The sequence below is a fragment of the Glutamicibacter sp. JL.03c genome, from assembly GCF_025854375.1.
Lineage (GTDB): Bacteria > Actinomycetota > Actinomycetes > Actinomycetales > Micrococcaceae > Glutamicibacter.
Map to the genome: position 1 here is coordinate 1,768,271 of NZ_CP107575.1, position 26,108 is coordinate 1,794,378.

Annotated in this window: 27 protein-coding genes and 1 pseudogene; 1 reads left to right on the top strand and 27 read right to left on the bottom strand. The window is 63.1% G+C overall.

Features of this window, described 5'->3' with window-relative positions:
• Positions 1-99: 99 nt before the first annotated feature.
• The 25 genes and pseudogenes from rpoZ to OF385_RS08230 all read right to left on the bottom strand — a co-directional run bounded on the left by rpoZ (position 100) and on the right by OF385_RS08230 (position 24,027).
• Complete coding sequence (gene rpoZ / locus OF385_RS08110; protein ID WP_022875179.1) at positions 100-360, bottom strand: DNA-directed RNA polymerase subunit omega; 261 nt, start codon at positions 358-360, stop codon at positions 100-102.
• A gap of 8 nt (positions 361-368) precedes the next feature.
• On the bottom strand, positions 369-935 hold the full coding sequence (gmk, locus tag OF385_RS08115; protein WP_022875180.1) for a guanylate kinase: 567 nt from the start codon (positions 933-935) through the stop codon (positions 369-371).
• A gap of 3 nt (positions 936-938) precedes the next feature.
• Positions 939-1,274, bottom strand: a complete 336-nt coding sequence (mihF, locus tag OF385_RS08120; protein WP_013349055.1) for an integration host factor, actinobacterial type — start codon at positions 1,272-1,274, stop codon at positions 939-941.
• Between the two features lie 145 nt (positions 1,275-1,419).
• Complete coding sequence (gene pyrF / locus OF385_RS08125) at positions 1,420-2,262, bottom strand: orotidine-5'-phosphate decarboxylase (RefSeq protein ID WP_264277807.1); 843 nt, start codon at positions 2,260-2,262, stop codon at positions 1,420-1,422.
• The gene (carB, locus tag OF385_RS08130; RefSeq protein ID WP_264277808.1) at positions 2,255-5,533 is read right to left on the bottom strand and encodes a carbamoyl-phosphate synthase large subunit; all 3,279 of its coding nucleotides are present in this window, start codon (positions 5,531-5,533) and stop codon (positions 2,255-2,257) included. The genes pyrF and carB overlap by 8 nt, the downstream gene beginning before the upstream one ends.
• On the bottom strand, positions 5,533-6,702 hold the full coding sequence (carA, locus tag OF385_RS08135; protein WP_264277809.1) for a glutamine-hydrolyzing carbamoyl-phosphate synthase small subunit: 1,170 nt from the start codon (positions 6,700-6,702) through the stop codon (positions 5,533-5,535). The genes carB and carA overlap by 1 nt, the downstream gene beginning before the upstream one ends.
• On the bottom strand, positions 6,703-7,209 hold the full coding sequence (locus OF385_RS08140) for a hypothetical protein (protein ID WP_264277810.1): 507 nt from the start codon (positions 7,207-7,209) through the stop codon (positions 6,703-6,705).
• The gene (locus OF385_RS08145) at positions 7,202-8,506 is read right to left on the bottom strand and encodes a dihydroorotase (RefSeq protein ID WP_264277811.1); all 1,305 of its coding nucleotides are present in this window, start codon (positions 8,504-8,506) and stop codon (positions 7,202-7,204) included. The genes OF385_RS08140 and OF385_RS08145 overlap by 8 nt, the downstream gene beginning before the upstream one ends.
• Before the next feature lie 11 nt (positions 8,507-8,517).
• Positions 8,518-9,480, bottom strand: a complete 963-nt coding sequence (locus OF385_RS08150) for an aspartate carbamoyltransferase catalytic subunit (protein WP_264277812.1) — start codon at positions 9,478-9,480, stop codon at positions 8,518-8,520.
• Positions 9,477-10,046 (bottom strand): bifunctional pyr operon transcriptional regulator/uracil phosphoribosyltransferase PyrR, encoded by a 570-nt coding sequence (pyrR, locus tag OF385_RS08155; protein ID WP_264277813.1) that lies wholly within the window; start codon positions 10,044-10,046, stop codon positions 9,477-9,479. Before pyrR ends, OF385_RS08150 begins: the two co-directional genes overlap by 4 nt.
• A gap of 272 nt (positions 10,047-10,318) precedes the next feature.
• Positions 10,319-10,879: a DinB family protein gene (locus OF385_RS08160; RefSeq protein ID WP_264277814.1), complete on the bottom strand. Its 561-nt coding sequence runs from the start codon at positions 10,877-10,879 to the stop codon at positions 10,319-10,321.
• Positions 10,880-11,011: 132 nt separating this feature from the next.
• A complete protein-coding gene (gene nusB / locus OF385_RS08165; RefSeq protein WP_264277815.1) occupies positions 11,012-11,422 on the bottom strand; it encodes a transcription antitermination factor NusB in 411 nt (136 codons plus the stop codon).
• On the bottom strand, positions 11,422-11,982 hold the full coding sequence (gene efp, locus OF385_RS08170) for an elongation factor P (protein WP_022875190.1): 561 nt from the start codon (positions 11,980-11,982) through the stop codon (positions 11,422-11,424). Before efp ends, nusB begins: the two co-directional genes overlap by 1 nt.
• 110 nt (positions 11,983-12,092) lie before the next feature.
• Positions 12,093-12,623: a tetratricopeptide repeat protein gene (locus OF385_RS08175; protein ID WP_264277816.1), complete on the bottom strand. Its 531-nt coding sequence runs from the start codon at positions 12,621-12,623 to the stop codon at positions 12,093-12,095.
• A 2-nt stretch (positions 12,624-12,625) separates the two neighbouring features.
• Entirely contained in the window at positions 12,626-13,717 is a 1,092-nt protein-coding gene (gene aroB, locus OF385_RS08180; protein ID WP_264277817.1) for a 3-dehydroquinate synthase, read from the bottom strand.
• 79 nt (positions 13,718-13,796) lie between these two features.
• The gene (locus OF385_RS08185; protein WP_264277818.1) at positions 13,797-14,285 is read right to left on the bottom strand and encodes a shikimate kinase; all 489 of its coding nucleotides are present in this window, start codon (positions 14,283-14,285) and stop codon (positions 13,797-13,799) included.
• A gap of 13 nt (positions 14,286-14,298) precedes the next feature.
• On the bottom strand, positions 14,299-15,498 hold the full coding sequence (aroC, locus tag OF385_RS08190; protein ID WP_264277819.1) for a chorismate synthase: 1,200 nt from the start codon (positions 15,496-15,498) through the stop codon (positions 14,299-14,301).
• A 29-nt stretch (positions 15,499-15,527) separates the two neighbouring features.
• A complete protein-coding gene (locus OF385_RS08195) occupies positions 15,528-16,367 on the bottom strand; it encodes a shikimate dehydrogenase family protein (protein WP_264277881.1) in 840 nt (279 codons plus the stop codon).
• Positions 16,368-16,399: 32 nt separating this feature from the next.
• A complete protein-coding gene (gene mltG / locus OF385_RS08200) occupies positions 16,400-17,797 on the bottom strand; it encodes an endolytic transglycosylase MltG (RefSeq protein ID WP_264277820.1) in 1,398 nt (465 codons plus the stop codon).
• Between the two features lie 50 nt (positions 17,798-17,847).
• Positions 17,848-18,321, bottom strand: coding sequence for a Holliday junction resolvase RuvX (gene ruvX / locus OF385_RS08205; protein ID WP_264277821.1), 474 nt, complete (start codon positions 18,319-18,321; stop codon positions 17,848-17,850).
• Positions 18,314-21,004, bottom strand: a complete 2,691-nt coding sequence (gene alaS, locus OF385_RS08210; RefSeq protein ID WP_264277822.1) for an alanine--tRNA ligase — start codon at positions 21,002-21,004, stop codon at positions 18,314-18,316. The genes ruvX and alaS overlap by 8 nt, the downstream gene beginning before the upstream one ends.
• 19 nt (positions 21,005-21,023) lie before the next feature.
• Positions 21,024-21,233, bottom strand: a complete 210-nt coding sequence (locus tag OF385_RS08215) for a hypothetical protein (protein WP_264277823.1) — start codon at positions 21,231-21,233, stop codon at positions 21,024-21,026.
• A 78-nt stretch (positions 21,234-21,311) separates the two neighbouring features.
• Positions 21,312-21,683: a DUF948 domain-containing protein gene (locus tag OF385_RS08220; RefSeq protein WP_264277824.1), complete on the bottom strand. Its 372-nt coding sequence runs from the start codon at positions 21,681-21,683 to the stop codon at positions 21,312-21,314.
• A gap of 124 nt (positions 21,684-21,807) precedes the next feature.
• A complete protein-coding gene (gene rpsD / locus OF385_RS08225; RefSeq protein WP_060701674.1) occupies positions 21,808-22,431 on the bottom strand; it encodes a 30S ribosomal protein S4 in 624 nt (207 codons plus the stop codon).
• A gap of 188 nt (positions 22,432-22,619) precedes the next feature.
• Positions 22,620-24,027 (bottom strand): annotated as a pseudogene (locus OF385_RS08230) (replication-associated recombination protein A).
• 83 nt (positions 24,028-24,110) lie between these two features.
• Here OF385_RS08230 and dtd point away from each other — a divergent pair.
• Positions 24,111-24,548 (top strand): D-aminoacyl-tRNA deacylase, encoded by a 438-nt coding sequence (gene dtd, locus OF385_RS08235; protein WP_264277825.1) that lies wholly within the window; start codon positions 24,111-24,113, stop codon positions 24,546-24,548.
• Here dtd and OF385_RS08240 read toward each other — a convergent pair.
• Both OF385_RS08240 and OF385_RS08245 read right to left on the bottom strand, forming a co-directional pair.
• Positions 24,545-24,874, bottom strand: a complete 330-nt coding sequence (locus tag OF385_RS08240; protein ID WP_264277826.1) for a PadR family transcriptional regulator — start codon at positions 24,872-24,874, stop codon at positions 24,545-24,547. The genes dtd and OF385_RS08240 overlap by 4 nt on opposite strands.
• Positions 24,867-25,985 (bottom strand): hypothetical protein, encoded by a 1,119-nt coding sequence (locus tag OF385_RS08245; protein WP_264277827.1) that lies wholly within the window; start codon positions 25,983-25,985, stop codon positions 24,867-24,869. The genes OF385_RS08240 and OF385_RS08245 overlap by 8 nt, the downstream gene beginning before the upstream one ends.
• Positions 25,986-26,108: the final 123 nt, after the last annotated feature.

Here is a 26,108-nt window from a genome sequence, read left to right on the forward strand (position 1 = left end):
GGATTGGTGGACCTGCGGCCTCTGGCGGCACGCCAGAGAGCACGGTTTAAAGGTGCTTAACGAAAAAGAAGGCGCCCGGTTAGGGCGCCGACTTTTCGATTAGTCCTCGATGACCTCGGCTGGAGTAACCTTCAGCAGGCTGTCATCCAGTTCGCGCAGGGCGATGGTCAGTGGCTTTTCGTTCAGCTTGGTCTCAACCAGTGGGCCGACGTATTCGAAAAGGCCTTCGTTGAGCTGAGCGTAGTAAGCGTTGATCTGGCGTGCACGCTTAGCCGAATTGAGCACGATTGCGTACTTCGAGTCGTTGGTCTCAAGCAACGAGTCGATCGATGGGTTAATGATTCCCTCTAGGTTGGACACAGGACTCCCTATTTGTCGTTCTTTAGCCCCATGAGGGCTACAAGCTCTTCGGCGGCACGTGCCACATCGTCGTTCACGATGGTCACGTCGAATTCTGATTCCGCCGCAAGTTCTAGTTTAGCGGTTTCCAGGCGGCGCTGCTGTTCCTCGGGCGTTTCAGTGCCGCGCCCCACAAGACGACGCACCAATTCATCCCACGATGGTGGTGCCAGGAAGACGAATTTTGCCTCTGGCATCGACTCCTTGACTTGGCGGGCACCCTGCAAATCGATCTCCAGCAGAACCTTTTTGCCCTCGGCCACTGCATCTTCGACCGTGGAGCGAATCGTGCCGTAGCTGTTCTGGCCGTGGACGACAGCCCACTCCAGCATCTGGCCTTCCTCGACTAGCTCGTGGAAACGTTCCGGACCCACAAAGAAGTAGTGGACTCCGTCCTGTTCCCCTGGTCGAGCGTTTCGAGTCGTTGCCGACACCGAGAGCCAGACATCTGGATAATTGTCACGGATATAGGTAGAGACGGTGCCCTTACCTACTGCCGTGGGGCCGGCTAGAACAGTTACCGACGCAGCGGTCATTGACTACACTTTCGTTTTTGGCGGGCTTTGCTTGAAGTGTTCGGTGATTGCGGTGCGCTGTTTGCGTCCCAATCCACGCAAGCGGCGGGATGGTGAAATGCCAAGGCGTTCCAGCAAGTTAGCCGCGCGTACTTCGCCTACGCCCGGCACCGATTCCAGAAGGTCCATGACACGCATGCGTCCCACGGCTTCATCTTCGTATACCAAGTCTAGTACCTCGGTGATGGAAATTTTGCCGGCGCTGAACTCCGCCTTGATTTCCGCACGACGTGTGCGAGCGGCAAGGGCTTTGGCGCGGGCCCGGATACGATCTTCGTCAGAGAGTTCTCGCAGTACCATCGTTCAGCCATCCTTAATGTGTAGTTGACTAAGGCTATGTTGAGAAACATAGCTTTCAAACGCTGCTTTTGCAAGACTAAACGCGTTGTGGCTACTAGAAACTCTAGTAGCCACAACGCGTTTCTGTCACTAAGCGGGATTTTCGCTAGCCTGCGGCGACCAATTCATCGCGGACCCTCAGTGCCTTCTCACGAAGGGCCGCTACATTAGGGCCTTCTTTCAAGATGTCGCGGCTGCTGGTTCCGAGTACCTGCGAATAGCTGGATCTGAATGACTTGGCGATATCCTGCGCCGTGGCCCCCTGGGCGCCGAGCCCGGGAGTCAGCAGCGGGGCTTTGCTTGCCGTGAGGTCGATCCCCAGCTTTTCTGGTGCGTTGCCGATGGTTGCGCCCACGACCAAACCCACATGGCCTAAATCTTCTGCAGCAGCATTTTCCTTGGTGACTTGGTCGATAATAGCTTTAGCAACCGAGTTTTCACCACCAACGTGCTGCACCGAAGGGCCCTCCGGATTGGATGTCAGCCCTAGGACGAACACTCCCCTGCCGGTGGCGGCGGCCAAGTCCAGGGCCGGCCTCAAGGACTCGTAGCCCAGATACGGGCTGAGCGTGACCGCGTCAGAGGCCAAGGGCGAGTGGTCATCGAGCCAAGCTGTCGCATAAGCGGCCATGGTCGAACCGATATCGCCGCGCTTGGCATCGGCCAGGGTCAGCAGCCCGGCGGAGCTGGCAGCGGCCAGGGTTTCTTCCAGCACCGCGAACCCGGCCGAGCCGAAGCGCTCGTACAGGGCGACCTGCGGCTTGAGAATCGCCGCGGCGCCGGCCATCGCCTCGACAACGGTCAGTGAGAAAGATCGCACGCCATCTGCCGTGTCGCCCAGCCCCCAGGCATCCAGCAACGCCGGGTGCGGGTCGATGCCCACACACAGCGGGCCGCACGCCTGCATGGCTGAACGCAGCCGTTCACCGAATGGGATCGGGCTAGGCATTGCGGGCTGCCTTCAGGTTGGCTTCGTGCTTCTGCAAGCTGGTGACATCCCAAGCGTATTCACGCAGGGCGTCGATGGCCTGCACCGAAGCGCCGAACTCTGCCACGGTGGTGATCACCGGGGTGCCCACGGAGGTCGCTGCCGCGCGGATTTCGTAGCCGTCGCCACGGGCGTCGGAACCCGAAGGGGTATTCAGGATCAAACCGATTTCGCCGGCGTTGATCAGATCGACGATCGAGTCGCCGCCTTCGTGCAGCTTGCCCACCACCTGGGTTGGGATGCCGTTGCGGCGAAGAACCTCTGCGGTGCCACCGGTGGAGATGATCTCGAAGCCGTTATCCGCCAGGTGCTTGACCGGCAGCACGATCGAGCGCTTGTCGCGGTTGGTGACCGAAACGAAGACCTTCCCGGAGGTCGGCAGCGGGTTGTTCGCGGCGGCCTGCGACTTGGCGAAGGCGGTGTCGAAGTACTTGTCGATACCCATGACCTCGCCGGTGGAGCGCATTTCAGGGCCGAGCAGCGAGTCGACGACCTTGCCCTGCGGGGTGCGGAAGCGCGCGAACGGCATGACTGCTTCCTTGACGGCGATCGGCGCCGAATCAGGCAGGTGCGCGCCGTCGCCGGCTGCTGGCAGGTAGTTGCCGCGCAGTTCGGCCAGGGTCTTGCCAACGCCGATCAGGGCGGCGATCTTCGAGAGCTGCACACCGGTGGCTTTCGAGGTGAACGGCACGGTGCGCGAGGCACGCGGGTTCGCCTCGATAACGTACAGGATGTCGCTGGCCAGAGCGAACTGGATGTTGATCAGGCCGCGTACGCCCACGCCTTGGGCGATGGCCAGGGTCGCTGCCTTCACGCGGTCGCGCACATCCGGGCCGAGGGTGATCGGAGGCAGGGTGCAGGCCGAGTCGCCGGAGTGGACGCCGGCTTCCTCGATGTGCTCCATGATGCCCCCGACGTACAGGTCGGTGCCGTCGTACAGGGCGTCGACGTCGATCTCGATGGCGTCTTCCAGGAAGCGGTCCACCAGGACCGGGTGGTCAACGGTGATCTCGGTGGCATTGGTGATGTAGCGCTCGAGGTTCGCCTCGTCGTACACGATCTCCATGCCGCGCCCGCCCAGCACGTAGGATGGGCGAACCAGGACCGGGTAGCCGATGGAGTCGGCAATGGCCTTGGCATCGGCGAAGGAGACGGCGGTGCCATTCTTCGGCGCGATCAGCCCGGCGTTATCCAGCACGCGCTGGAAGGCGCCGCGGTGTTCGGCCAGATCGATGGCTTCTGGCGAGGTGCCCAGGATCGGCACGCCAGCGGCCTTCAGCTCAGCGGCCAGCTTCAACGGGGTCTGTCCGCCGAGCTGGACGAAGACACCGAGCACGCCGCCGGTCTGCTCTTCGGCGTGGATGACTTCCAGCACGTCTTCCAGGGTCAACGGCTCGAAGTAGAGGCGATCGGAGATGTCGTAGTCGGTGGAGACGGTTTCCGGGTTGCAGTTGACCATGACCGTCTCGTAGCCTTCGGCGCGCAGCGCCATGACCGCGTGCACGCAGGAGTAGTCGAACTCGATGCCCTGGCCGATGCGGTTCGGACCGGAACCGAGGATGATCACGGACTTCTTCTCGTGGGTGGCCAGCTCGGACTCTTCATCGTACGAGGAGTACATGTACGGGGTGAAGGCCTCGAACTCGGCAGCGCAGGTATCCACGGTCTTGTAGACCGGGCGCACGCCCAGCGCATGGCGGATGCCGCGGATGACAGCCACGGACTTGCCGGTCAGCTGTGCCAGCTGGGCGTCGGAGAAGCCGTGGCGCTTGGCTTCGCGCAACACTTCCTCAGGCAGGTCCTTGTTCTCGGCAACCAGCTGCGCGGTCTCGTTGATCAAAGCCAGCTGATCCAGGTACCAGGGATCGATCGAAGTGGTCTCGTAGAGGCGTTCGATCGAAACGCCGGAGAACAGCAGGCGCTGGACCAGCGAGAGGCGCTCGGTGGAGCCCTTCACGATCGAAGCCAGCGCAGCTTCGTGCTCGGCCTCTGGAATGGTTTCGAAGCTCAGCTCCGAACCCTTCTGCTCGAGCGAGCGCAGGGCCTTCTGCAGGGCTTCGGTGAAATTGCGGCCCAGGGCCATGGCTTCGCCGACCGACTTCATGGTGGTGGTCAGGGTCTTATCAGCGGCCGGGAACTTCTCGAAGGCGAAGCGCGGGACCTTGACAACCACATAGTCCAGGGCCGGTTCGAAGGAAGCCGGGGTCTTCTGGGTGATGTCGTTCGGGATCTCATCCAGGGTGTAGCCCACGGCCAGCTTGGTGGCGATCTTGGCGATCGCGAAGCCGGTGGCCTTGGAGGCCAGCGCCGAGGAACGCGAGACGCGCGGGTTCATCTCGATGACGACCACGCGGCCGGTGTCCGGCTCGATGGCGAACTGGATGTTGCAGCCGCCGGTGTCAACGCCGACTTCGCGGATCACCGCGATCGAGATGTCACGCAGCTTCTGGTATTCGCGGTCGGTCAGGGTCATTGCAGGGGCCACGGTGATCGAGTCGCCGGTGTGCACGCCTACGGGATCGAAGTTCTCGATGGAGCAGACGACCACGACGTTGTCGTTCTTGTCGCGCATCATCTCCAGCTCGTACTCCTTCCAGCCCAGGATGGACTCCTCCAGGAGCACCTCGGTGGTCGGCGAGTACTGCAGGCCGGCACCGGCAATGCGGCGCAGGTCTTCCGGATTGTAGGCCATGCCCGAACCCAGGCCACCCATGGTGAATGACGGGCGGACAACGACCGGGTACTTCAGGTCCTCCACGGCGGCGAATGCTTCGTCCAGGGTGTGCACGATCACGGACTTGGCCGACTCGGCGCCACAGCGCTCGACGACGCCCTTGAACTTCTCGCGGTCCTCGCCCAGCTCGATGGCTTCGATGTTCGCGCCGATCAGCTCGACGTCGTACTTCTCCAGGGCCCCTGACTTGTCCAGCGCGATGGCGGTGTTCAGCGCGGTCTGGCCGCCCAGGGTCGGCAGGATCGCATCCGGGCGTTCCTTGGCGATGATCTTCTCGACGACCTCGGGGGTGATCGGCTCGACGTAGGTGGCGTCGGCGAATTCCGGGTCGGTCATGATCGTCGCGGGGTTGGAGTTCACCAGGACGACGCGCAGGCCCTCTTCCTTGAGCACGCGCAGTGCCTGGGTGCCGGAGTAGTCGAATTCAGCGGCCTGTCCGATGACGATCGGGCCCGAACCGATGACGAGTACTGATTTCAGATCGGTGCGCTTAGGCATTACTTGCTGTCCTTTTCTGCGGCGGAATCCAACGCGGTGATGAAGCGGTCAAAGAGGTAGGCGGCATCGTGGGGGCCAGATGCTGCTTCTGGGTGGTACTGCACGGAGAACGCCGGGATGTCCAGGCAGTTCAGGCCTTCGACCACCTGGTCGTTCAGCGAGTAGTGCGAGACTTCGACCTTGCCGAAGCGTTCCACCGGTGCGGTCAGTTCGCCCTCGATCGGGGCGTCCACGGCGAAGCCATGGTTCTGGCTGGTGATTTCCACCCGTCCGGTGGCCTTGTCCATCACCGGCTGGTTGATGCCGCGGTGGCCGAAGCGCAGCTTGTAGGTGTCGAAGCCCAGTGCGCGGCCCAGGATCTGGTTGCCGAAGCAGATGCCGAAGTATGGCAGGCCGGCGTCCAGCACCGAGCGGACCAGTTCCACCTGCTTGGTGGCGGTGGCCGGGTCGCCGGGCCCGTTGGAGAAGAACACGCCATTCGCGCCGGTGGCCTTGATGTCCTCCAAGGTGGCATCGTGCGGCAGCACGTGCACGCGCAGGCCGCGTTCGGCCAGTCGCTGCGGGGTCATCGACTTCATGCCCAGGTCGATCGCGGCAACGCTGTGCTTGGCGGCGCCTTCGTAGCCGTGGTCTGCTGGTTCGACGATGTAGGCCGAATCCACCGAGACCTCGGCGGAGATGTTGCGGCCGGCCATTGATGGCTGGGACTTGACGATCTCGATCAGCTCGGCATCGGACTTCGCTGCGTCGTCGCCGGAGAAGACCCCGGCCTTCATGGCGCCGGCCTCGCGCAAGTGGCGGGTCAGCGCACGGGTATCCACATTGCGGATGCCGACGATGCCGTACTCCTTGAGGTCATCGTCCAGGGTGCGCTCGCTGCGCCAGTTGCTCGGACGGCGCGCGGCGTCGCGCACCACGTAGCCGGCGGCCCACATGCGGGTGGATTCGGGATCCTCGGAGTTCACTCCGGTGTTGCCCACGTGCGGGAAGGTCTGCACGATGATCTGGTGGGCGTAGGAAGGATCAGTCAGGGTTTCCTGGTAGCCGGTCATGCCGGTGGTGAAGACTGCTTCACCCAGGGTAGTGCCCACGGCGCCGTAGCTGCGCCCGCGGAAGATGCGGCCATCTTCGAGTATCAACACGGCTGGTAGGTTGCTCAGGGAATTCACTTATTTGTCTCCTGCTCGGCTTGCGTCGCCATGCGACGCCAGCAACTGATAAATCTTGGGGGTGTCCTCGGAGTACCGGGGACGGAATCCGGTGTCGAAGTTGAAGCCTTCGCGATTCCAGCTGATCACGATCAGCCCGTTCTTCTCGACAAATTTGCCGATCATCCCGGAGGAACGCTTGACCGAATCGAAGTGCTCCCAGGGGATGTGCACAGCGCGGCTGCCGGATCGGATCAAGTGCACGCCTTGTTCGCCGACCTCCAAGGTGGCGTTGGTGCGTACGCCCAGATCGTGAACGGCAATGCGATCGAGCCAGTCATCGAATTTCGTGGTGGCCACGTACATTCCGGTGAAGCGGTGCTCGATGGCATCGTCGAATTCTTCAAAGGGCTCCGGGATCTGCCCCTGGCGGGCTTTGAGATTCCGCCAGCCGACCAGGATCATCGCGATGGCGGCGACGATGACCAGGACGGTGATGATCACCGGGCCGAGTGCTCCCTCAGGCATGAGCCGCCCTCGGGGTTGCCAGCTGGCCATCGAGCACGGTGGCGTGGCCGTGGAAGAAGGTGGCGCGCACCGAGCCTGGCAGTTCCATGCCGGCAAACGGCGAGTTGCGTCCCTTGGTGGCCATGGCCGACGGGTCGACCCTCCAGCGTGCCGCCGGGTCGACCAGGGCCAGGTTGGCGGGCTCCCCCACGGCGATCGGGCGGCCCTGATCGGCCACGCGGCCGATCTGCGCCGGAACGCTGGAGGTGATCCGAGCGACATCCGCCCAGCCCAGCAGCCCGGTGTCCACCAGGGTGTGCTGGACGATGGACAGCGCGGTTTCCAAACCGGTCATGCCCATCGCGGCTGCTCCCCATTCGCAGTCCTTGGATTCGGAAGGGTGCGGGGCGTGGTCGGTGCCGATCACGTCGATGGTGCCGTCGGCGACACCGGCGCGCAGGGCCTGCACATCGGCTTCGCGGCGCAGCGGCGGGTTGACCTTATACACCGGATCATAGGTGCGCACAAGTTCGTCGGTGAGCAGCAGGTGGTGGGGGGTGACCTCGGCGGTCACGTTGATGCCGCGCGCCTTGGCCCAGCGGATGATTTCGACCGAGCCGGCGGTGGACACGTGGCACACGTGCAGGCGGGCGCCAACGTGTTCAGCCAGCAGCACGTCGCGGGCGATGATCGACTCTTCGGCCACTGCGGGCCAGCCGGGCATGCCCAGGATGGAGGAGACTTCGCCCTCGTTCATCTGCGCGCCCTCGGTCAGGCGTGGTTCCTGCGCGTGCTGGGCGATGACGCCATCGAAGGCCTTGACGTACTCCAGCGCGCGGCGCATCAGCAGCGGGTCCCAGACGCAGATGCCGTCATCGGAGAACATCTTCACGGCGGCGCGCGAATCGGCCATGGCGCCGATTTCGCTCAGCTGCTTCCCGGCCAGGCCCACGGTGACTGCGCCGACCGGGCGGACATCCACCCATCCGGCTTTGCGGCCCAGTTCGTAGACCTGCTCGACGACGCCGGCGGTATCGGCTACCGGGGTGGAGTTGGCCATGGCGTGCACCGCGGTGTAGCCGCCACGCGCAGCGGCCTGCGAACCGGTTTCCACGGTTTCGGCGTCTTCGCGGCCTGGTTCGCGCAGGTGGGTGTGGGTGTCGACGAGACCTGGCAGCAGCACGAGATTCTTCGCGTCAATGACCTGTACGTCGTCGCTGGCTTCAATGGTGCCGATCTGGGCGATCTTGCCGTCGGCGATCAGCACGTCGTGGGCCTCGCCGCCGAGGATGGCGGCCTGTTGGATCAAGTAATTCATGGGTTCTTCTTTCAGATCAGGTCGCCGGAGAGGAGCATGTACAGGCTGGCCATGCGCACGGCCACGCCATTGGTGACCTGGTCGAGCACGGTGGAGCGCGGTGAGTCTGCGGCGGCCGATGAGATTTCCAGGCCGCGGTTCATCGGGCCCGGGTGCATGATCAGCGTTTCGGCTCCGCTGGAATCCAGCTGGCCCAGGCGCGCATCATCCAGTCCCCAGTAGCGCGAGTATTCGCGGGGGTTCGGGAAGTAGGCGGCGTTCATGCGTTCGCCCTGGACGCGCAGCATCATCAGCGCATCCACTCCCGACGCGATCACTGCGTCCAGGTCGTAGCTGATGGTGCAGGGCCAGGAGTGCGCGCCGACCGGCAGCAGGGTGGGCGGGGCCACCATGGTGACTTCGGCGCCCAAGGTCTTCAGCAGCCAGAGGTTGGAGCGGGCCACGCGGGAATGCAGGATATCCCCGACGATCGCGACCTTCAGTCCATCCAGTCCTTGGCCTGCCGGGCTGGTGCCATTGCGCAAAGCCACCTGGCGGCGCAGGGTGAATGCGTCCAGCAGCGCCTGGGTGGGGTGTTCGTGGGTGCCGTCGCCTGCGTTGACGATCGGCAGGCCGATCCAGTCGGTGGCAGCAAGCCTGGCCGGGGCACCCGAGTCTGGGTGGCGGATGACTACTGCGTCGGCACCGATGGCCAGCAGGGTTTGGGCGGTGTCCTTCAGCGACTCGCCCTTGGATACGCTGGAGCCCTTCGCCGAGAAATTGATGACATCGGCGCTCAGGCGCTTGGCGGCGGCTTCGAAGGAGATGCGCGTGCGGGTGGAGTCCTCGAAGAAGAGGTTCACCACGGTGCGTCCGCGCAGGGCCGGGAGCTTCTTGATGGCACGGGTGCCGGACTCGCGCATCTCTTCGGCGATGTCCAGGATGGAGATGGCCTCTTCGCGGGTCAAATCCGCGGTGGAGAGCAGGTGTTTCACGCTACGCCTTCAATCATCACTTCGTTGGTCCCGTCAATTTCCGCCAGGTGCACGCGCACCTTTTCGCTCTTCGCGGTGGGCAGGTTCTTGCCCACATGGTCGGCGCGGATGGGAAGTTCACGGTGGCCGCGGTCTACCAGGACGGCCAGGCGGACGATGCGCGGGCGGCCCCAGTCGGCGAGGGCATCCAGTGCGGCGCGAATGGTGCGGCCTGAGTAGAGCACGTCGTCAACGAGCACCACGACTTTGCCATCGATCCCTCCGGCCGGAAGGCGCGTGGGAGAGGGCGTGCGGGTGGTGGAGTGGCGCAGGTCGTCGCGGTACATGGTGATGTCGAGCTGGCCGACGAGGGCGGCCGGGTCGAGATTGCCTGGTGCGCTGGCTGCGATGCGCTGGGCCAGGCGCTGCGCCAAGGGGAATCCGCGGCTGGGAATGCCCAGGAGCACAAGGTCATCCGTGCCCTTGTTGGCCTCGATGATCTCGAAGGCTACGCGAGTGAGTACACGATCGATATCGTCGCCGGTAAGCACCGTGCGCGACACATCTGGCACTGAATTTTCATTCATGCTGTGCACTTCTCCCTTCTCCGCCTCACGGGACGGGATTTAAAGGAATATTGCTAGTTCAAATTATCACGAGCCGGCACCGAATCCCTAGCGGAAAGCTATGCATGACACTGAATAACCGGTGAGATCCATCACCCGGTGCGGTGGCTCTCTGTAACACTCCTGCGCCATATCGCCGATCGCGCGGCCTGGTGTGGCGGAGGTGGCGACGCTGTTGGCTTCGGCACAGCGTCATCATGGCGGGGATGTGTCCTGCAGTGCTACGTGGCCAGCTATTGCCCGATCCGGCCGTCGATGCATTCGCGCAGCAAGTCCGCGTGCCCGCAGTGCCGGGCATACTCTTCGATCCGGTGCACCTGCAGCTCGCGCACGGTGATGTGCTCGCGGCCGATGCTCTGGCCAAGATCCTGGTACGGCGCGAGCTGCTGGTCAGTGGCCTGCTGTTCGGCGTTCAGGACTTCCAGCGCCTGGGCCACGCAGCCAGGCTCCGGCACTGCCCGGTCGAAATCCGCATCATGAGGGCCGTAGATCCGTGCCTGCGGCTGCCCGGAGGTAATCCAATTGCGCCAGTCGCGTTCGACTTCGCCCAAGTGGCGCAGCAATCCCAGCAACGACATGGTCGAGGGAGGCACCGAGCGCCGGGCCAATTGCTCGGCGTCCAGGCCCTGGCATTTGAGCTGGAGGGTCTGCCGGTAGTCGCGCAGATATCTTTGATAGGTCTCCGCCTCCCCTACCGGATCCGGCTCGCCGGTATCCCTGGGGTCTTCCGCCGGGTCGAGCCACATGTCGGGGACTTCAACCGCGTGGGTCCATCGTTTCGGCGCGTGGTTCATTCCATTATTCTTGCGCTGTGGTGCCGGGTGGACAAGGGCGAGATGGAATTTCCGGCGCAGGGACGCAGAAAAGCCCGGGCCGGAGCTCCGCTAAGGGAGATCCGGCCCAGGCTTGGAGACTGAGAATCGATATTAGTCGACCAGGGTGTCCTTGACGCTTTGGATGCGGCCCAAAACGCCGTTGACGAATTCTGGCGACTCGTCGGTGGAGAGTTCGCGAACGTTCACCACAGCCTCGGCCACGGCAACTGCGTCGGGAACATCATCGTTGTAGAGCAATTCCCACACGCCGATGCGCAGCGCACTGCGGTCAACCGCTGGCATGCGCTCGATGGTCCAATCCTTGACGTAGCTTTCAAGCACTTCGTCAATACGGTCCAGGTGGGCCATGACGCCTTCGATGATCGTCAACGAGTACTCATTGAGTACGATGTCCGAGTTCTCCCGGCGCGAGATGGCGACACCCACGGGGTCGACATCGCGGGCTTCGGCCTCAAACAGGAATTCGAGGGCTCGGCGACGGGCTTTGGCGCGGGCTCTCACTAGTTGACACGACCCAGGTAATCGCCGGTGCGGGTGTCAACCTTGACCTTGGTGTTCTGCTCGACGAAAAGTGGAACCTGGATTTCCTTGCCGGTTTCCAAGGTCGCTGGCTTGGTGCCGGCCGAGGAGCGGTCGCCCTGCAGGCCTGGCTCGGTGTAGGTGATTTCCAGGATGACCGACGCTGGAAGTTCCAGGTACAGCGGGCTGCCATCGTGCATGGCGATGGTCAGTTCCTGGTTTTCGAGCATGAAGCCGGCGGCGTCGCCTACGGTTTCGCCGGAAACGGTGATCTGGTCGTAGTCTTCCAGGTTCATGAAGACGTAGTCTTCGCCGTCCTGGTAGAGGTACTGGTAATCGCGGCGGTCAACGGTTGCAGTTTCGATCTTGGTACCGGCGTTGTAGGTCTTGTCCACTACCTTGCCGGAGAGCACGTTGCGCATCTTGGTGCGAACGAATGCCCCACCTTTGCCTGGCTTGACGTGCTGGAAGTCGATGATGGTCCAGAGCTGGCCCTCGATCTTCAGAACCACGCCATTTTTAATATCAGTTGTATCCGCCACGTTTCCTCAATCCTCTATTGACGCCAGCCTGCACTGGCATTATCAAAAATCCATCTACAAGTTTACCCTACTGCGGCGCAAGCCGTCAGGGTGGCGCACGGTGGCGCTCGTTACTGCGCTGCGCGCTCCTCGGCGATCTTCAGGCAGGTGCTCGACGCGTTGACCAGGTAGGCATCGTCATCAAGCTCGATGCGCAGGTCCATGGCCTTGCGGAAGCGGGTCGCCGCGGCCTTGAAGTCGCCCTTCGCGAAGAAGGACAGGCCCAGGTGGTGATGCATCAGCGGTTCGTAATCGGTGCCGGCGAATTCCTCGGCGAGCTTGCGCAGGCGGTTGATCGCACGATCGAAGTCGCCCTGCATGCGGGTCAGCTCGGTATCCAGCACGCGCAGGTGCGCGTTGGTCGGATCGACCAGGCGGGATTCGGCGATCAGTTCGCCGGCTTCGGCAAGATCTCCGCGGGCCAGCAGGATCATGACCTGGTCGGTTGGCGAGCCAACCTGCATCTGGTGCTCTGCGGCCTGTTCGTCGGCGAGATATGGCTTAAGGGTCTCCGGATCGATCAGGACGCCGCTAACCGATGTTCCAACGCCCTGACGGTTTACCGATGCGACGTCAATGGCGTATGCGGTGTAGTCGCCCATGCTCACTCCCCGATTTCCTGGTAGGCCGCAAAGAGCAGCGAGTTATCCGGTACCTCGTAGATGCGCGGCTTGCCGATGGCTTCGAGGACAACGAACCGCAGCTGGTTGCCACGGGCCTTCTTGTCGCGCTTCATGCCATCGAGCAGCGCAGCCCAGCGGTCATTGCGGTAGGTGGTTGGCAGCCCCAGGGATTTGAGGATGTTCACGTGGCGATCGGCGATCTCATCGGAGGTGTATCCCACGGAGCGGCCGAGCTCGGCGGCGAAGCACAAGCCGATGGAGACCGCGGCGCCATGGCGCATCTGGTAGCGCTCGGCAAGTTCGATTGCGTGGGCCAGGGTGTGGCCGTAGTTCAAGAATTCGCGGTCGCCGGATTCCTTGAGATCGCGGGAGACCACGTCCGCCTTGACCGCAATGGTGCGTTCGATCAGTTCGCGCAGTCGGGCGCTGCCCGGGTTGATGGCGTCTTCTGGATCCTCTTCGATCAGTTCCAGGATGCGCTCATCGGCGATGAAGCCGGTCTTGACGATCTCGGCCATGCCAGTGACCAGTTCGTTCTTCGGCAAGGTGGCCAAGGCGTCGAGGTCCGCGAGCACCGCTGCTGGCGGGTGGAAGGAGCCAACCAGGTTCTTGCCTTCTGCGGTGTTGATGCCGGTCTTGCCACCCACGGCAGCATCGACCATGCCCAGCAGGGAGGTCGGGATGTGGATGACCTTCACGCCACGCAGCCAGGTGGCGGCCACGAAGCCGGCAAGATCGGTGACGGCGCCGCCGCCCACGGAGATGACCGCGTCGCTGCGGGTGAAATCATTCTTGCCCAGGACTTCCCAGCAGAAGGAGGCGACCTGGATGTGCTTGCCCTCTTCGGCATCAGGAATTTCAGCGGTCAGTGCTTCCAGGCCGGCGTTGGCCAGTTCGTCGCGGACGACGTCCCCGGTGGTGCGCAGCGCGCGGGGGTGGATCACCAGAACCTTTTTAACCGAAGGTCCGAGCAGTTCGGGCAGCTGCCCCAACAAGCCGTTGCCAACCAGTACCGGGTACGATTCGGCGGCAGTGTTTCCCGAGACCTTCAAAGTGGTCGGTGCTAATGGCATCAGTCTTATTCCTCCTGATGGTGCTGATTTGTCTAGCGTACGCGCGTGATTGGCGAGAACTGGCATCTCGTGGCGCTAATCACAGCTGTTCGATTTGCGGCAAAATCTCTTCGACAATTTGTAGAACGGACTTTCCGTCCACCACAACATGCACGTCAGCCAGCATTTCGTAAATGGGGCGGCGCTTTTCGTAAACCGAAGCCCAGACTGTGAGTGCTTCGTCACCTGCCAGCAGCGGCCGGTTGGAGTCGGCTTTGATCCGCTCGGCTGCCGCCTGCGGGCCCAGTTCCAGATAGACTACGGTGCCGCGGGAGAGCAATTGCTGGTTCTCTTCGCGCAGCACCGCGCCGCCACCGGTGGCGACCACTCCGGTGAGCAGGCGCGCCAGGGCCTGGACTTCCAGATCGCGGAAATGCGCCTCGCCATGCTCGGCAAATATCTGCGGAATGGTGCCATGATGGGCCACCACGGCAGCATCCGAGTCGGCGAAACTGGTTGATAAGGCCGTGGCCAGTGACCTGCCCACGGTGGACTTGCCACTGGCCATCGGACCAATGAGGTAAATCATTACCGGATGCTTCCTAGACGCCGGTCGATCCCAGATTATCCGGGATGTTCGCCAGGTAGGACTCGATATTGCGCTTGGTTTCAGCCACCGAGTCGCCGCCGAACTTCTCCAGCAGCGACTGGGCAAGCACCAGGGCCACCATGGCTTCGGCGACAACGCCGGCAGCCGGAACGGCACAGACATCCGAACGCTGGTGGTGCGCGGTGGTGTCCTCGCCGGTGGCGGTGTCAACGGTGCGCAGCGCACGCGGAACGGTGGCGATCGGCTTCATGCCTGCGCGAACCCGCAGCACCTCGCCGATGCTCATGCCGCCCTCGATGCCGCCAGCGCGGTTCGAGCTGCGCTTGATGCTGCCATCTTCGGCGTGCACAATTTCGTCGTGGGCTGCCGAGCCGCGGCGGGCCGCGGTTTCAAAGCCGTCGCCGACTTCGACGCCCTTGATGGCCTGGATGCCCATCAATGCGGCCGCCAGGCGCGCATCCAGGCGGCGATCCCAGTGCACGTAGGAGCCGATGCCTGGAGGCAGGTTGTAGGCGAGCACCTCAACGACGCCGCCGAGGGTCTCCCCTGCCTTGTGCGCATCGTCGACCTCGGCCACCATGGCGTCGCTGGTCGCCTGATCGAAGCAGCGCAGCGGATCGGCATCAAGCGCCTCAATGTCGCCGGCGGTAGGCAATGGCGCATCGACAGGAGCGGAAACGGCGCCTACCGCGGTGGTGTGTGAAACGAGCTGGATGCCCAGGTCGTTGAGGAAGCGGGAAGCCACCGAGCCCAGGGCCACGCGGGCCGCGGTTTCGCGAGCGCTGGCACGCTCCAGGATCGGCCGGGCATCGTCGAAGCCGTACTTCTGCATGCCGGTGAAATCGGCGTGGCCCGGACGAGGGCGGGTCAGCGGCGCATTGCGCGCCAGCGAAGCGAGCTCATCGAGATCAACGGGATCCGCGCTCATCACGCGCTCCCACTTCGGCCATTCGGTGTTGCCGATTTCGATGGCCACCGGACCGCCCTGGGTCTTGCCGTGGCGTACGCCGCCAAGGAAAGTCACCTGGTCCTTTTCAAACTTCATACGCGCCCCGCGGCCATAGCCCAGGCGGCGGCGCGCCAATGCTTCGCGTACTACTTCGCTATCTACCGATACTCCGGCAGGTAGCCCTTCAAGAATTCCAACAAGTGCCGGGCCATGCGATTCGCCCGCGGTCAACCAACGCAACATGTCCTCCATTTTGCCATGACCTGATGGAATTACTGGTGTCGGAGCAGTCCCAGAGAGTCATACATCGCATTTGTGACGTCAGCACGCCGCTGCTCATCCCACGCCGCGGAAGCGAAAAGGCGCACCTGCTCGACCGCTTGGTGCACGAGCATGTGGAGGCCGGAAATGACCTGTCCCTGCCAGGACGAGGCCAGCCGGGAGGGCCATGGATCGTAGGCGACATCCAGCAGGATCCCGGTTCCGCGGCCCACGGCCGGGACCCACTCATCGCCCGCGCGCGGCGGCAGGGTGCTGAAGACCAGGGGGACCTGGCGCAACTGCTCCGCGAGTTCCTCGGTGATCGCCGATATTTCGTGGACGACCGGAGCCAGGCCCAGCTCCGTGGCCAGTTCCACGGCACGCTGGGAGCGCTGGGCGGAGCGCACGACCAAGGTGACGTGCTTGGCCCCGATCAGAGCGCTGGCCTGCAAGGCCGCCAGTGCGGTATTGCCCGAACCGAGGATCATGGCCCGGTCGGTGCAGGTCATCGAGAAGTCCGCGAGAGCCTGGACCAGTCCGTCGATGTCGGTGTTCTCCCCGTACAGGGAACCGTCCTCGCGCACCACGATTGTATTCAGCGCGCCAAGTTGACGCACCCGGGTGGAGACCTCGTCCATCAACGGGACAAAGGCATCTTTCAGGGGCATGGTCACCGAGCAGCCGGCCCAGTTCCCCTGGCGCAGGCGCGCCACATGCTCGGCACACTGCGCGGGCTGCAGATCGATGGCTTCATAGCCCAGCGCCGCGCCCAGCAGCTCGTAGGCGGTGCGGTGCAATACCGGAGACTTGGAGTGGCCGACCGGATGGCCCAGAACGGCAGCCTGCTTCATCACTTCACGTACTTTCTGCAGTGATGCCGCGTTTAGCAGACATCGGAATTCTGTTGGCACCATGCGCGGAATTCAGCCTGGTTCTGCTGGTGTTCGGCATAGCTGGAGGCGAATTTCGTTTCGCCGGTTTTGATGTTCACGGTCACCCAGTAGTAGTAGCCGTTCTCCTGCGGGTTGGCCGCAGCCTTGATCGCCGAGGTGGCAGGCGAGCCGATAGGGGTCGGCGTCAGGCCCTTGTGCACGTAGGTGTTGTACTTGTTGCCGGCGTCCTGGCGTTCGGCCTGGCTGAACTGCAGGCTGTAGCGGTCCAGGCCATAGATCACCGCGGAGTCGACCTGGAGCAACCCGTGGGTTTCCGTGTTGGCCGGATCCAAGCGGTTCTCGATGGCACCGGCCACGGTTGCGTAGTCCTTTTCGCGGGCTTCGGCCTGAAGGATCGAGGCGACTTTCAAGGTGCGGTAGCCCTTCTGAAGATCGCTGATCCCAGCGTCTTTCAGGGTTTCCTTGGTAGCACGGACCAACTTGGACAGCACTTCCTGCGGGGTGCTATCGAGCGCGAAGCGGTATTCGCCCGGGTGCAGCCAGCCTTCAAGGTTGGGCACCGAATCCGGCAGGCCGAACTTTTCTGGCTGGTTGGCCAGCTTTTCCAGGTCCGCCAGTTTCAGCCCGGAGCCCTTCGCGATCTCTTCCAGTGCTGCGTTCATGCGCAGATTCGCCTTCAGGCCGATGTAGAAGACCTTGCCGGGACGGTTGTCCACAAGCACCTCGGCGGCGTCCGCTGCCGGCATCTGGGATTTGAGCAGGTAGGTGCCGGGGTGGATGACCTTGTTGGCCTGCTTGGAGTTCTCCACGGCCCGGATGAGCAGCTTGTCGTTGGAGATCACGTCCAGGTCCTCGAGCTTGCGCGAGATCACGCCCAAGCCCTGGCCGTCTTCCACGGTGAATTCGACGGTGGCTCCCCCCGGACCGGGATAGTCGTCCGGGTTGAACTGCTTGACCAGCGATTTGACGAAGTAGAAGGACCCCGCCACCACGAGCGCGAAAATGAGCACGGTGGCCAGCATCACCAGATTGCGCTTGCGCCTGGTCTTCTTGCGGTGCAGCTTTTCGTGCTCTTGATCACCCTGGCCGAGCAGGCCGTTGCTGTGCAGCGAGTCCTGCGGCTCGAGGATCGGGGTTTGAGCCGTGTGCACCGGGGCCAGGGTGGGCAGGAACCGGGTGTGGGTGTCCTGCCCGCCCTGATCGCCAGCAGCGTCCGAAGCGGTGTCGCCGGCCGCGTCTGGATCGACCGTGGCATTGACGTAGTGCTCGAGTCCGGTGACTTCCGGGGTGGAAGGTTCAGCGATCGGCAGGCCTTGGCCTGCCGCGAAGCTTTCATACAGCGCGCGATGCGTTTCGCGTTGCCGTTCTCGACGGGCTTCTTCTCGCATCAACTCTCATTTCTTGGTGTGGCATCGTCCCCGGCCGCGTAGCGCGAAACCTATTTCATGACGATCCTGCTGGCCTGCACGCGGACGTTGTTCCGACGCATTTCCAGCACTTGCTGCAGGATCTCGGTGGCCGCGACCTGGTCGACAACCTTTCGATGATCCTCCATCTTACGACCCGAGGCGTGCAACGCGCGATGCGCGTTCACGGTGCTCAATCGCTCGTCAACCAGAAAAACCTCAAGCTCGATATTAGCGCTCACGGCTTCTTCTGCCAAAGCAATGGCGTAGTCACGGGCCATTTTGGTGGAGTCGGTGTCATGGCCTGCCAAGGACTTGGGCTCCCCGATGAACACCTCGCCGACCTTTCGATCGGCGATGATCCGCAAGAGCATCCGGCGATCCGAGTTCTTCTTCAGATCGCGGCGCAGGGTCATCACCGGCGTGGCCAAGATGCCGGAGGGATCGGAGATGGCGACGCCGACGCGGGCCAGGCCCACGTCGACGCCGAGTGCCAATTTAGCCATTGGCCAAAGCCGCCCGAATGGCATCCAGCGCTTCATCGATCTTCGAAGCGTCCTGGCCGCCGCCCTGGGCCATGTCGTCCTTGCCGCCGCCACCGCCGCCGAGCACGCCGGTTGCGGTACGCACCAGCGCACCAGCTTTGAAGCCGTGGGCGCGTGCGTCGTCATTGGTCACAGCCAGTACCAGTGGCCGGCCGTTGGAGACGCCGATCAGCACGATCACTGCCGCTTCGCTGCCCAGCTTGCCGCGCAGATCCAATGCCATGGTGCGCAACGCGTCGGCCGAATCGATGGCGCCGGCGTTGTGAGCCAGCAACCGGGTCGTGCCGATGGTCTGGACCTTCTCCAGCAGAGCTGCCGACTGGGCGAGCATGGCCTGGCTCTTGAGCTCGGCGATCTGCTTTTCGGCGGCCTTGAGCTTGGCCACCGTGTCGTTGACCCGCTCGGAGACCTGGTTGGACGGAACACGGAACAGGCCCGATAGCTCGGAAACCAGGGCGCGCTCGGCAGCACCGTGGCGGAAGGCCTCCATGCCGACCAACGCTTCCACGCGGCGGTTGCCCGAACCCACCGAAGCTTCGGAGAGCAAGGTCAGCTGGCCGATGCGAGCGGTGGAATCCACATGGGTTCCGCCGCACAGTTCGCGCGACCAGGCGCCGTTCATTTCCACGACGCGCACGTCGTTGGAGTACTTTTCGCCGAACAGGCTCATGGCGCCCAGTTTCTTCGCCTCGGCCAGCGCCATCTCATTGGTAATGACCTGGTGGTTGGCGGCGATCGCGAGGTTCACCACTTCCTCGACTTCGCTGCGGGCGGCAGCCGAGAGGGCTTCGGCCCACGAGAAGTCAAAGCGCAGGTAGCCGGCCTTGTTGAAGGAGCCTGCCTGGGTGGCCGAGGGGCCGAGCAGTTCGCGCAGGGCGGCGTGCACCAGGTGGGTGGCCGAGTGGGCCTGCTCGCCGGAACGACGGCGGACCGCGTCAACCTGGGTGCGCACCATGGCTTCGGCAGGAAGCTCGCCTTCGCGCACGATGACCTTGTGCACGTTTAGGCCCTTGACTGGAGCCTGGACATCGGTGACTTCCAGCACGAAGCCGTCACCGGTGATCAGGCCGCTGTCGCCAGCCTGGCCGCCGGACTCGGCGTAGAACGGGGTCTCATTCAGGACCAGATCGATTTCCTGGCCCTGCTCAGCGTAAGGCACGACCTGGCCGTCGCGGATGATCCCGCGGATGGAGGACTCGCCTTCCAGGGTGTCGTAGCCGGTGAAGTGCACATTGCCGGCTTCGGCCAGCTTGTTGTACACCGACAGGTCGGCGTGGCCGGCCTTCTTGGCCTTGGCATCCTTCTGGGCCCGGGAGCGCTGCTCGTTCATCAGCTCGCGGAAACGCGGCTCGTCCACGGACAGGCCAGCCTCGGCCGCGATCTCCAAGGTGAGGTCGATCGGGAAGCCATAGGTGTCGTGCAGGGTGAAGGCGTCGTCGCCCGATAGGTTCGCGCCCGCTTCCTTGGCGTGGCTCAGTGCCTCGTCAAGGCGGGTGGTGCCTGAAGCGATGGTGCGGCGGAAAGCGCGCTCTTCGGCGTAGGCGATGCGGGCGATGCGCTCGAAATCAGCCTCGACCTCTGGGTAGACACCCTTCATGGCGTCGCGCGAGACCGGCAGCAGCTCTGGGAGCACTTCGCTCTCCACGCCCATCAAGCGCATGGCGCGCACAGCGCGTCGGATCAGCCGGCGCAGCACGTAGCCGCGGCCTTCGTTGCCCGGGGTGACCTGGTCGGAGATCAGCATCAGCGACGAGCGGATGTGGTCGGCGATCATGCGCAGGCGCACGTCGTTGGCGTGGTTGGGGTCGGCCGGATCCTCGGTGGAGGTATAGGTGACGCCTGCCAGTTCGGCGGCCTTGTCGAGCACCGGACGGACCTGGTCGGTCTCGTACATGTTCTCGACGCCCTGCAGGATCATGGCCAGGCGCTCCAGGCCCAGGCCTGTATCGATGTTGCGCTTTGGAAGTTCGCCGGCAACGTCGAAGTCGGTCTTGGAACGCACCGCGGAAAGGCGGTACTGCATGAACACGAGGTTCCAGATCTCGATGTAGCGGGTCTCATCGACCGCTGGGCCGCCTTCTTGGCCGTACTGGGCGCCGCGGTCGTAGTAGATCTCCGAGCAAGGACCGCCGGGGCCGGGCTGGCCGGTGTTCCAGTAGTTGTCTTCCTTGCCGGTGCCCACGACGCGTTCGGTCGGGATGCCGATCTCCTCTTCCCAGATGCGGCGGGCTTCCACGTCCTTCTCATCGCCGTCTTCGTAGACGGTGACCCAGAGGCGTTCCTTGTCCAGGCCGTAGCCGCCAGCTTCTACCGGGCTGGTGAGCAGCTCCCAGGCGAAGTGGATGGCATCCTTCTTGAAGTAATCGCCGAAGGAGAAGTTGCCGCACATCTGGAAGAAGGTGCCGTGGCGCACGGTCTTGCCGACTTCTTCGATGTCGCCGGTGCGGATGCACTTCTGCACCGAGGTCGCACGGTTGTACGGGGCCTCTTCGCGCGCGGTCAGGTAAGGAATGAAGGGAACCATGCCGGCCACCGTGAACAGCAGCGATGGGTCAGATGAGACCAGCGAGGCGCTGGGCACCGCCGTGTGGCCCTTCGAGACGAAAAAGTCGACCCACCGACGGGCAATTTCCTGCGTTTTCATCGTGTTACGGATGATCCCTTCACTTAGCGGAGTCCACGCCCAAGGCGGAACGTAATTCTTCTTCTCTGGAAGTCATGCCTTGATGGAAGGCTTCCAGATATTCGGCGACACGGTCGGCGTACTTGCCGACCTGGCGGTTGAGCGCTGCACCGGATTTAACTTCAGCGTATTTCTTGGTGGCGAGCACTCCTACGCCCACTCCAATAGAAACCCACAAGAACTTTTTCATTCTAGTCTCCTTGGCGGCCTTCGATGGGCCGTCACTCGTTCAGCGCGCCGATACGTGTTCGATCGAACAGGCTCCGGCTTAGCGGCTGCGGCGTGCCTTGCCGCTCGGCTTGGTGTTCATCGCGGCCTTCACACCTTCGGTGAATGCGGCCACCTTGATCAGCGGCTTGCCGACAGTGGCTGCTACCAAAGAGGACAGCGCAGAAACATTGGCGGTCGTATCAGAAACGTTGGTGGTGATCGTATCGACCTTCTTGAGCTGGTCGTTAGTGGTCGCCACGGTGTTGGCGACTTCACCTAGCAACGGGGTGGTTCCGTCGGACACGTCTTTGATCGTGGTGCGAAGCTCATCAAACACCTTGCCTAACTTGATGATCGGCACGGCCAGCAGCACTACTAGTACAACAAACGCGCCGGCTGCGATAAGCCCTGCAATATCCGAACCGGACATGTGCTTCCTCTTCTGCTTGGGTTTTTGGTGCCAGTTCACCTTATCGAAGTCTGCGCGCCAATAGGTAGTTAAGCGACAAGCCCGCAACCGAAATCGGTTGCGGGCTTGGAACTAGCGCACGGATTTAGCGTGCGTAGTACTCGACCACGAGGTTCTCTTCGCAGGTCACTGGGATCTCTGCACGCTCAGGAGCGCGCAGGTAGGTAGCCTGAAGGGCTTCCAGCTTCACGTCCAGGTACGCAGGAACAGCTGGCAGCACCTTTGCGTGCTCACCTGCTGCAGCCATCTGGAATGGAACCATCTTCTCGCTCTTCTCGTGTACGTGGATCAGCTGACCCGGCTGTACCTTGAAGGACGGGCGGTCAACACGCTGGCCGTTGACCAGGATGTGACGGTGCACAACCAGCTGGCGAGCCTGCTGGATGGTGCGGGCGAAGCCTGCACGCAGAACCAGGGCATCCAGGCGGGACTCGAGCAGTGCCAACAGGTTGTCACCGGTCTGGCCGCCGAGGCGCTTGGCTTCCTTGAAGGCGTTCAGCATCTGAACTTCGCGGATGCCGTACTGGGCACGCAGACGCTGCTTTTCGCGCAGACGTACTGCGTAGTCGCTGTCCTGCTTCTTACGGGCGCGGCCATGCTGGCCTGGACCGTATGGACGGCGCTCCATGTACTTTTCAGCTTTAGGGGTCAATGCAAGGCCGAGCGCACGCGAAAGGCGTACGGTGCGGCGGGCACGGGCGTTAGCCATTGATGTGTCCTTTTCGTTCAGCGACGGAATCTACTGGCCTCCAGGATGGAGAGTGTGTGGGCGTCGCGTCCCTGCTACACTTCAACCTTGCTCTGGTCGCCGATCTCTCGGATTCCAGGCAGGGCTTGCCAGCCAAGGATCAAGTCTACACGAACCAAAGGCCGCAAATCTTGAGGTATAGCGCACAATTAGCGCTTGCGTGCCCCGCGTACCGGGTCCTTGCCGCGAATGATCTCCCGCAACCTCGCCAGCCGCGATCCGATCGTCTTTTCAGCGCCATTGACCGTGGGGGGTGTAGTAATTGGTGCCCACCAGATCATCGGGCAGGTATTGCTGGGTGGCAATGGAATGCGGCGCGTCATGGGCGTAGATATACCCCACGCCATGACCGAGTTGCTTGGCCCCGGGATAGTGCGCATCGCGCAGGTGATCGGGCACCAACGAGCCTTTGCCTTCTGCGACATCGGCCAGCGCGGCATTGGTGGCGTTGTAGGCGGCGTTGGATTTTGGCGCGGTGGCAAGATGCACCGTTGCATGGCCCAGCATGATCCGGGCTTCGGGCATGCCGGTGAGCTGCACCGACTGGGCCGCGGCGACCGCCAGGGGCAGTGCGGTGGGATCGGCCATGCCGATATCCTCGCTGGCGGAGATCATCAGGCGCCGGGCGATAAATCGCGGGTCCTCCCCTGCCGAGAGCATGCGCGCAAGGTAGTGCAGTGCAGCATCCACGTCCGAGCCTCGGATGGACTTGATGAACGCCGAGATGATGTCGTAGTGCTGGTCGCCGTCTTTGTCATAGCGTTGCACGGCTTGGTCCATCGCCAGCTGGACGTGATCCTGGGTGATCCGCACCGGCGGTGTGACCTCCGCCCCGGCGGCATTCCACGCGACGGCCCCGGCCGCCTCGAGCACGGTCAGCGAGCGGCGGGCATCGCCCTGCGCCAGGCGGACGATGGCGTCGCGCTGCTCGTCATCCAGCTGGACCTGCCCGTTGAATCCGCGCTCGTCTTCGATGGCGCGTTCCAGCAGGGCTGCGAGGTCGCCATCGGTCAGCGGACGCAGGGTCAGCAGCAGGGAGCGCGAGAGCAGCGGGGAAATCACCGAGAAGGACGGATTTTCGGTAGTGGCGGCGACCAGCACAACCACCCGGTTTTCGACTCCGGGAAGCAGCGCGTCCTGCTGGGCCTTGTTGAAGCGGTGGATCTCGTCGAGAAAGAGGACCGTGGTCATCCCGCGCAGGTCGCAGTCGTCCTTGGCCTGCTCGATGACCCGGCGAACGTCTTTCACGCCTGCGGTGATGGCCGAAAGCTCGACGAACTTGCGATTAGTCGCTCGCGCAATCACGTGCGCGATGGTGGTCTTGCCGATGCCCGGCGGGCCGTACAGGATCACGCTGGCAGGCCCGGCCAGGCCTGTTTCAGGATTCTCGGCCAATTGGCGCAAGGGCGAGCCCGGACCAAGCAGGTGCTGCTGCCCGACCAGTTCCTCGAGCGAGCGCGGGCGCATCCTTACCGCCAGCGGCGGGCGGGGTCGGTTGACTTGGGCCTCGCGCGCGTCCTGCGGATCATCGGTCAGGGAATCGAACAAATCGCTCACCGTCCAAGCCTACCGATATTCTGGTGTCAATGCGGTACCGGCCCTTCGGTCGCCGCTTATTGCCGATTGAGAGGATTTTCTGCATGCGCGCCGTTGTCCAGGTCGCCAGCACCGCCCGCGTTGAAGTTGAAGGGGAAATTGTCGGGCAGCTCGACTCCCCCGGCCTGGTGATCCTGCTGGGCGTGACCCACGAGGACGATCAGGCCACGGCGCGCAAGGTCGCCGAGAAGATCTGGCAACTGCGCATCATGAAGGATGAAACCTCGGCGGCCGGCAACCAGGCGCCGCTGCTGGTGATCAGCCAGTTCACCCTGTACGGCTCGGTGCGCAAGGGCCGGCGCCCTTCCTGGTCCAATGCTGCGCCCGGCCCGGTCAGCGAGCCGCTCTACGAATACTTCGTGCGGTACCTGCGTGAACTCGGAGCGCACGTTGAGACCGGGCGGTTCGGGGCGATGATGGAGGTGTCGCTGACCAATAGCGGCCCGTTCACAGTGATCGTCGATTCGGCGGACCTGGCCTAGTTGCCGGCAGCCTTCACCAGCTGCGCGAGCATCTCGAAGCTTGCGCGCTGCGCATCCAGCTCGGTTTGGCCGGCGGCGGAGAGTTCGTAGACTTTCCGGCCGGGCCCGCCCTGGCCTTCTTCCCATCGGGTTTCCAGGAAGCCCGAGGCTTCCAGCTTCGCCAATGCGGGATAGAGCGTTGCGCCCTTGATCGGACCGAAACCTCGTTCTTGCAGGATTTTGGACAGGGCGTAGCCGTGGGCTTGCCCGGACGACAATTCAGCCAGCAGCAGCATCGGAAGCATGGCGCGTTGCCAGCTGCCGGGAAATGGCGAGTCCTTACTCATCGCGCCCTTCTTCCAGGCCGCGGGCAAGGGCTCGCCTTTGGGCAAGCTTGGATTCCACGTATTCTGCGCGGTTCGCGGGGCGCAATTCGTAAAGGGAAACCGCCGCAAAAATCGCAACGCATACGGCGAAGAAGATGTCCCATCCGCTGCGGTCCGGGGCCAGTGCCTCCGGCAGCAGGCTTGTGCCGTACAGGAATACTAGCGCCAATGGCAGCAACCGGAGCATGAGCCAGCGCCGCCGCAGTGCCTTGGCGGTGTTGACCCCCAGACCGATGGCGAATTCGTTGGGGGTGCCGAATTCCTCAACTATTGATGCCTCGCCTCCTGCCGTGCACATGGTTGACCAGTGCTCGCGGGCTGGTGCCAGGGCGGATGCCGCCTCTCTTCCACGCATTCCGTAGCGTCCGCGCAGCAGGCGCGCGGATTCGGCAAACCACGCTTCAGGATCGGCAAGAACCATGGCATTGTTGTCCGTCGCTACGGGCTCGCCCTTGAATGGCAGCCAAAATGCGCCGGCTGCCAGCGCTATCCCGAGGATCGGTGCTAGCCAGTTGGGCATCGGCAGGGCCTGTTCACCACCGAGCGTGGCGATGAGTGCGGCAGCTGCGATAGATACCGCTATTCCGGCCACGCCTAGCGCCCAAGATCGAGCGAATTTGCCTTTCACGCGGTAGAACCACCACAGGTGGCCGGATAAGGCGATTCCTGTGCCTGCGGTCAAGGCCGCTAGCTGCCAATAGCGCCACGAGTTCGCAGTCCAACCGTCACGGAATCCGACCCAAGTGCCAAAACCAGTGCATAGCAGGCCAACACCGATTCCGAGACCAACAAGCAATAGCATGCTGCTGTTGACCGGCATCTCCGAGTCCGCCAGCTGTTGCGGCGTCAGGCGAACGTAGGCCCGGACTTCACCGTATTCAAGGGGGTCGCCAAAAAGGTCCTCTGCAACTTCACCGCTATCCCGGATGGTGGCCAGGGCCTCTTCCAGTTCTTGGCCGCTCTGCGAATCATCCAAGTCATGCAGCAGCATGGCAAGCCTGAAGTCCTGCGCCCAATCGCGGTCACGCGCCGGGTATTGCTCGACGATGTGCTGGGGTTTTGCCGAGGCCAAGAAGTCTCCTTGGATTGAAATGACTAGTATGAAAACTAACCTAGTATTAAAATCAGCATTAATCCGCATCATGGTCTTTTTGAGGCAAAAAGAAGCCGGATGGAACGCTTAAGCGCGTTCCAT

Coding starts and splice junctions, on each gene's coding strand:
- OF385_RS08220 (WP_264277824.1), bottom strand. CDS start 21,683: ATGTCCGGTTCGGATATTGCAGGGCTTATCGCAGCCGGCGCGTTTGTT.
- OF385_RS08175 (WP_264277816.1), bottom strand. CDS start 12,623: ATGGGCGACTACACCGCATACGCCATTGACGTCGCATCGGTAAACCGT.
- aroB (WP_264277817.1), bottom strand. CDS start 13,717: ATGCCATTAGCACCGACCACTTTGAAGGTCTCGGGAAACACTGCCGCC.
- gmk (WP_022875180.1), bottom strand. CDS start 935: ATGACCGCTGCGTCGGTAACTGTTCTAGCCGGCCCCACGGCAGTAGGT.
- OF385_RS08140 (WP_264277810.1), bottom strand. CDS start 7,209: ATGCCTGAGGGAGCACTCGGCCCGGTGATCATCACCGTCCTGGTCATC.
- pyrR (WP_264277813.1), bottom strand. CDS start 10,046: ATGAATGAAAATTCAGTGCCAGATGTGTCGCGCACGGTGCTTACCGGC.
- OF385_RS08195 (WP_264277881.1), bottom strand. CDS start 16,367: ATGAAGCAGGCTGCCGTTCTGGGCCATCCGGTCGGCCACTCCAAGTCT.
- pyrF (WP_264277807.1), bottom strand. CDS start 2,262: ATGCCTAGCCCGATCCCATTCGGTGAACGGCTGCGTTCAGCCATGCAG.
- rpsD (WP_060701674.1), bottom strand. CDS start 22,431: ATGGCTAACGCCCGTGCCCGCCGCACCGTACGCCTTTCGCGTGCGCTC.
- carB (WP_264277808.1), bottom strand. CDS start 5,533: ATGCCTAAGCGCACCGATCTGAAATCAGTACTCGTCATCGGTTCGGGC.
- aroC (WP_264277819.1), bottom strand. CDS start 15,498: ATGTTGCGTTGGTTGACCGCGGGCGAATCGCATGGCCCGGCACTTGTT.
- mltG (WP_264277820.1), bottom strand. CDS start 17,797: ATGCGAGAAGAAGCCCGTCGAGAACGGCAACGCGAAACGCATCGCGCG.
- OF385_RS08215 (WP_264277823.1), bottom strand. CDS start 21,233: ATGAAAAAGTTCTTGTGGGTTTCTATTGGAGTGGGCGTAGGAGTGCTC.
- alaS (WP_264277822.1), bottom strand. CDS start 21,004: ATGAAAACGCAGGAAATTGCCCGTCGGTGGGTCGACTTTTTCGTCTCG.
- OF385_RS08240 (WP_264277826.1), bottom strand. CDS start 24,874: ATGAGTAAGGACTCGCCATTTCCCGGCAGCTGGCAACGCGCCATGCTT.
- OF385_RS08160 (WP_264277814.1), bottom strand. CDS start 10,879: ATGAACCACGCGCCGAAACGATGGACCCACGCGGTTGAAGTCCCCGAC.
- mihF (WP_013349055.1), bottom strand. CDS start 1,274: ATGGTACTGCGAGAACTCTCTGACGAAGATCGTATCCGGGCCCGCGCC.
- OF385_RS08185 (WP_264277818.1), bottom strand. CDS start 14,285: ATGATTTACCTCATTGGTCCGATGGCCAGTGGCAAGTCCACCGTGGGC.
- dtd (WP_264277825.1), top strand. CDS start 24,111: ATGCGCGCCGTTGTCCAGGTCGCCAGCACCGCCCGCGTTGAAGTTGAA.
- ruvX (WP_264277821.1), bottom strand. CDS start 18,321: ATGGCTAAATTGGCACTCGGCGTCGACGTGGGCCTGGCCCGCGTCGGC.
- OF385_RS08145 (WP_264277811.1), bottom strand. CDS start 8,506: ATGAATTACTTGATCCAACAGGCCGCCATCCTCGGCGGCGAGGCCCAC.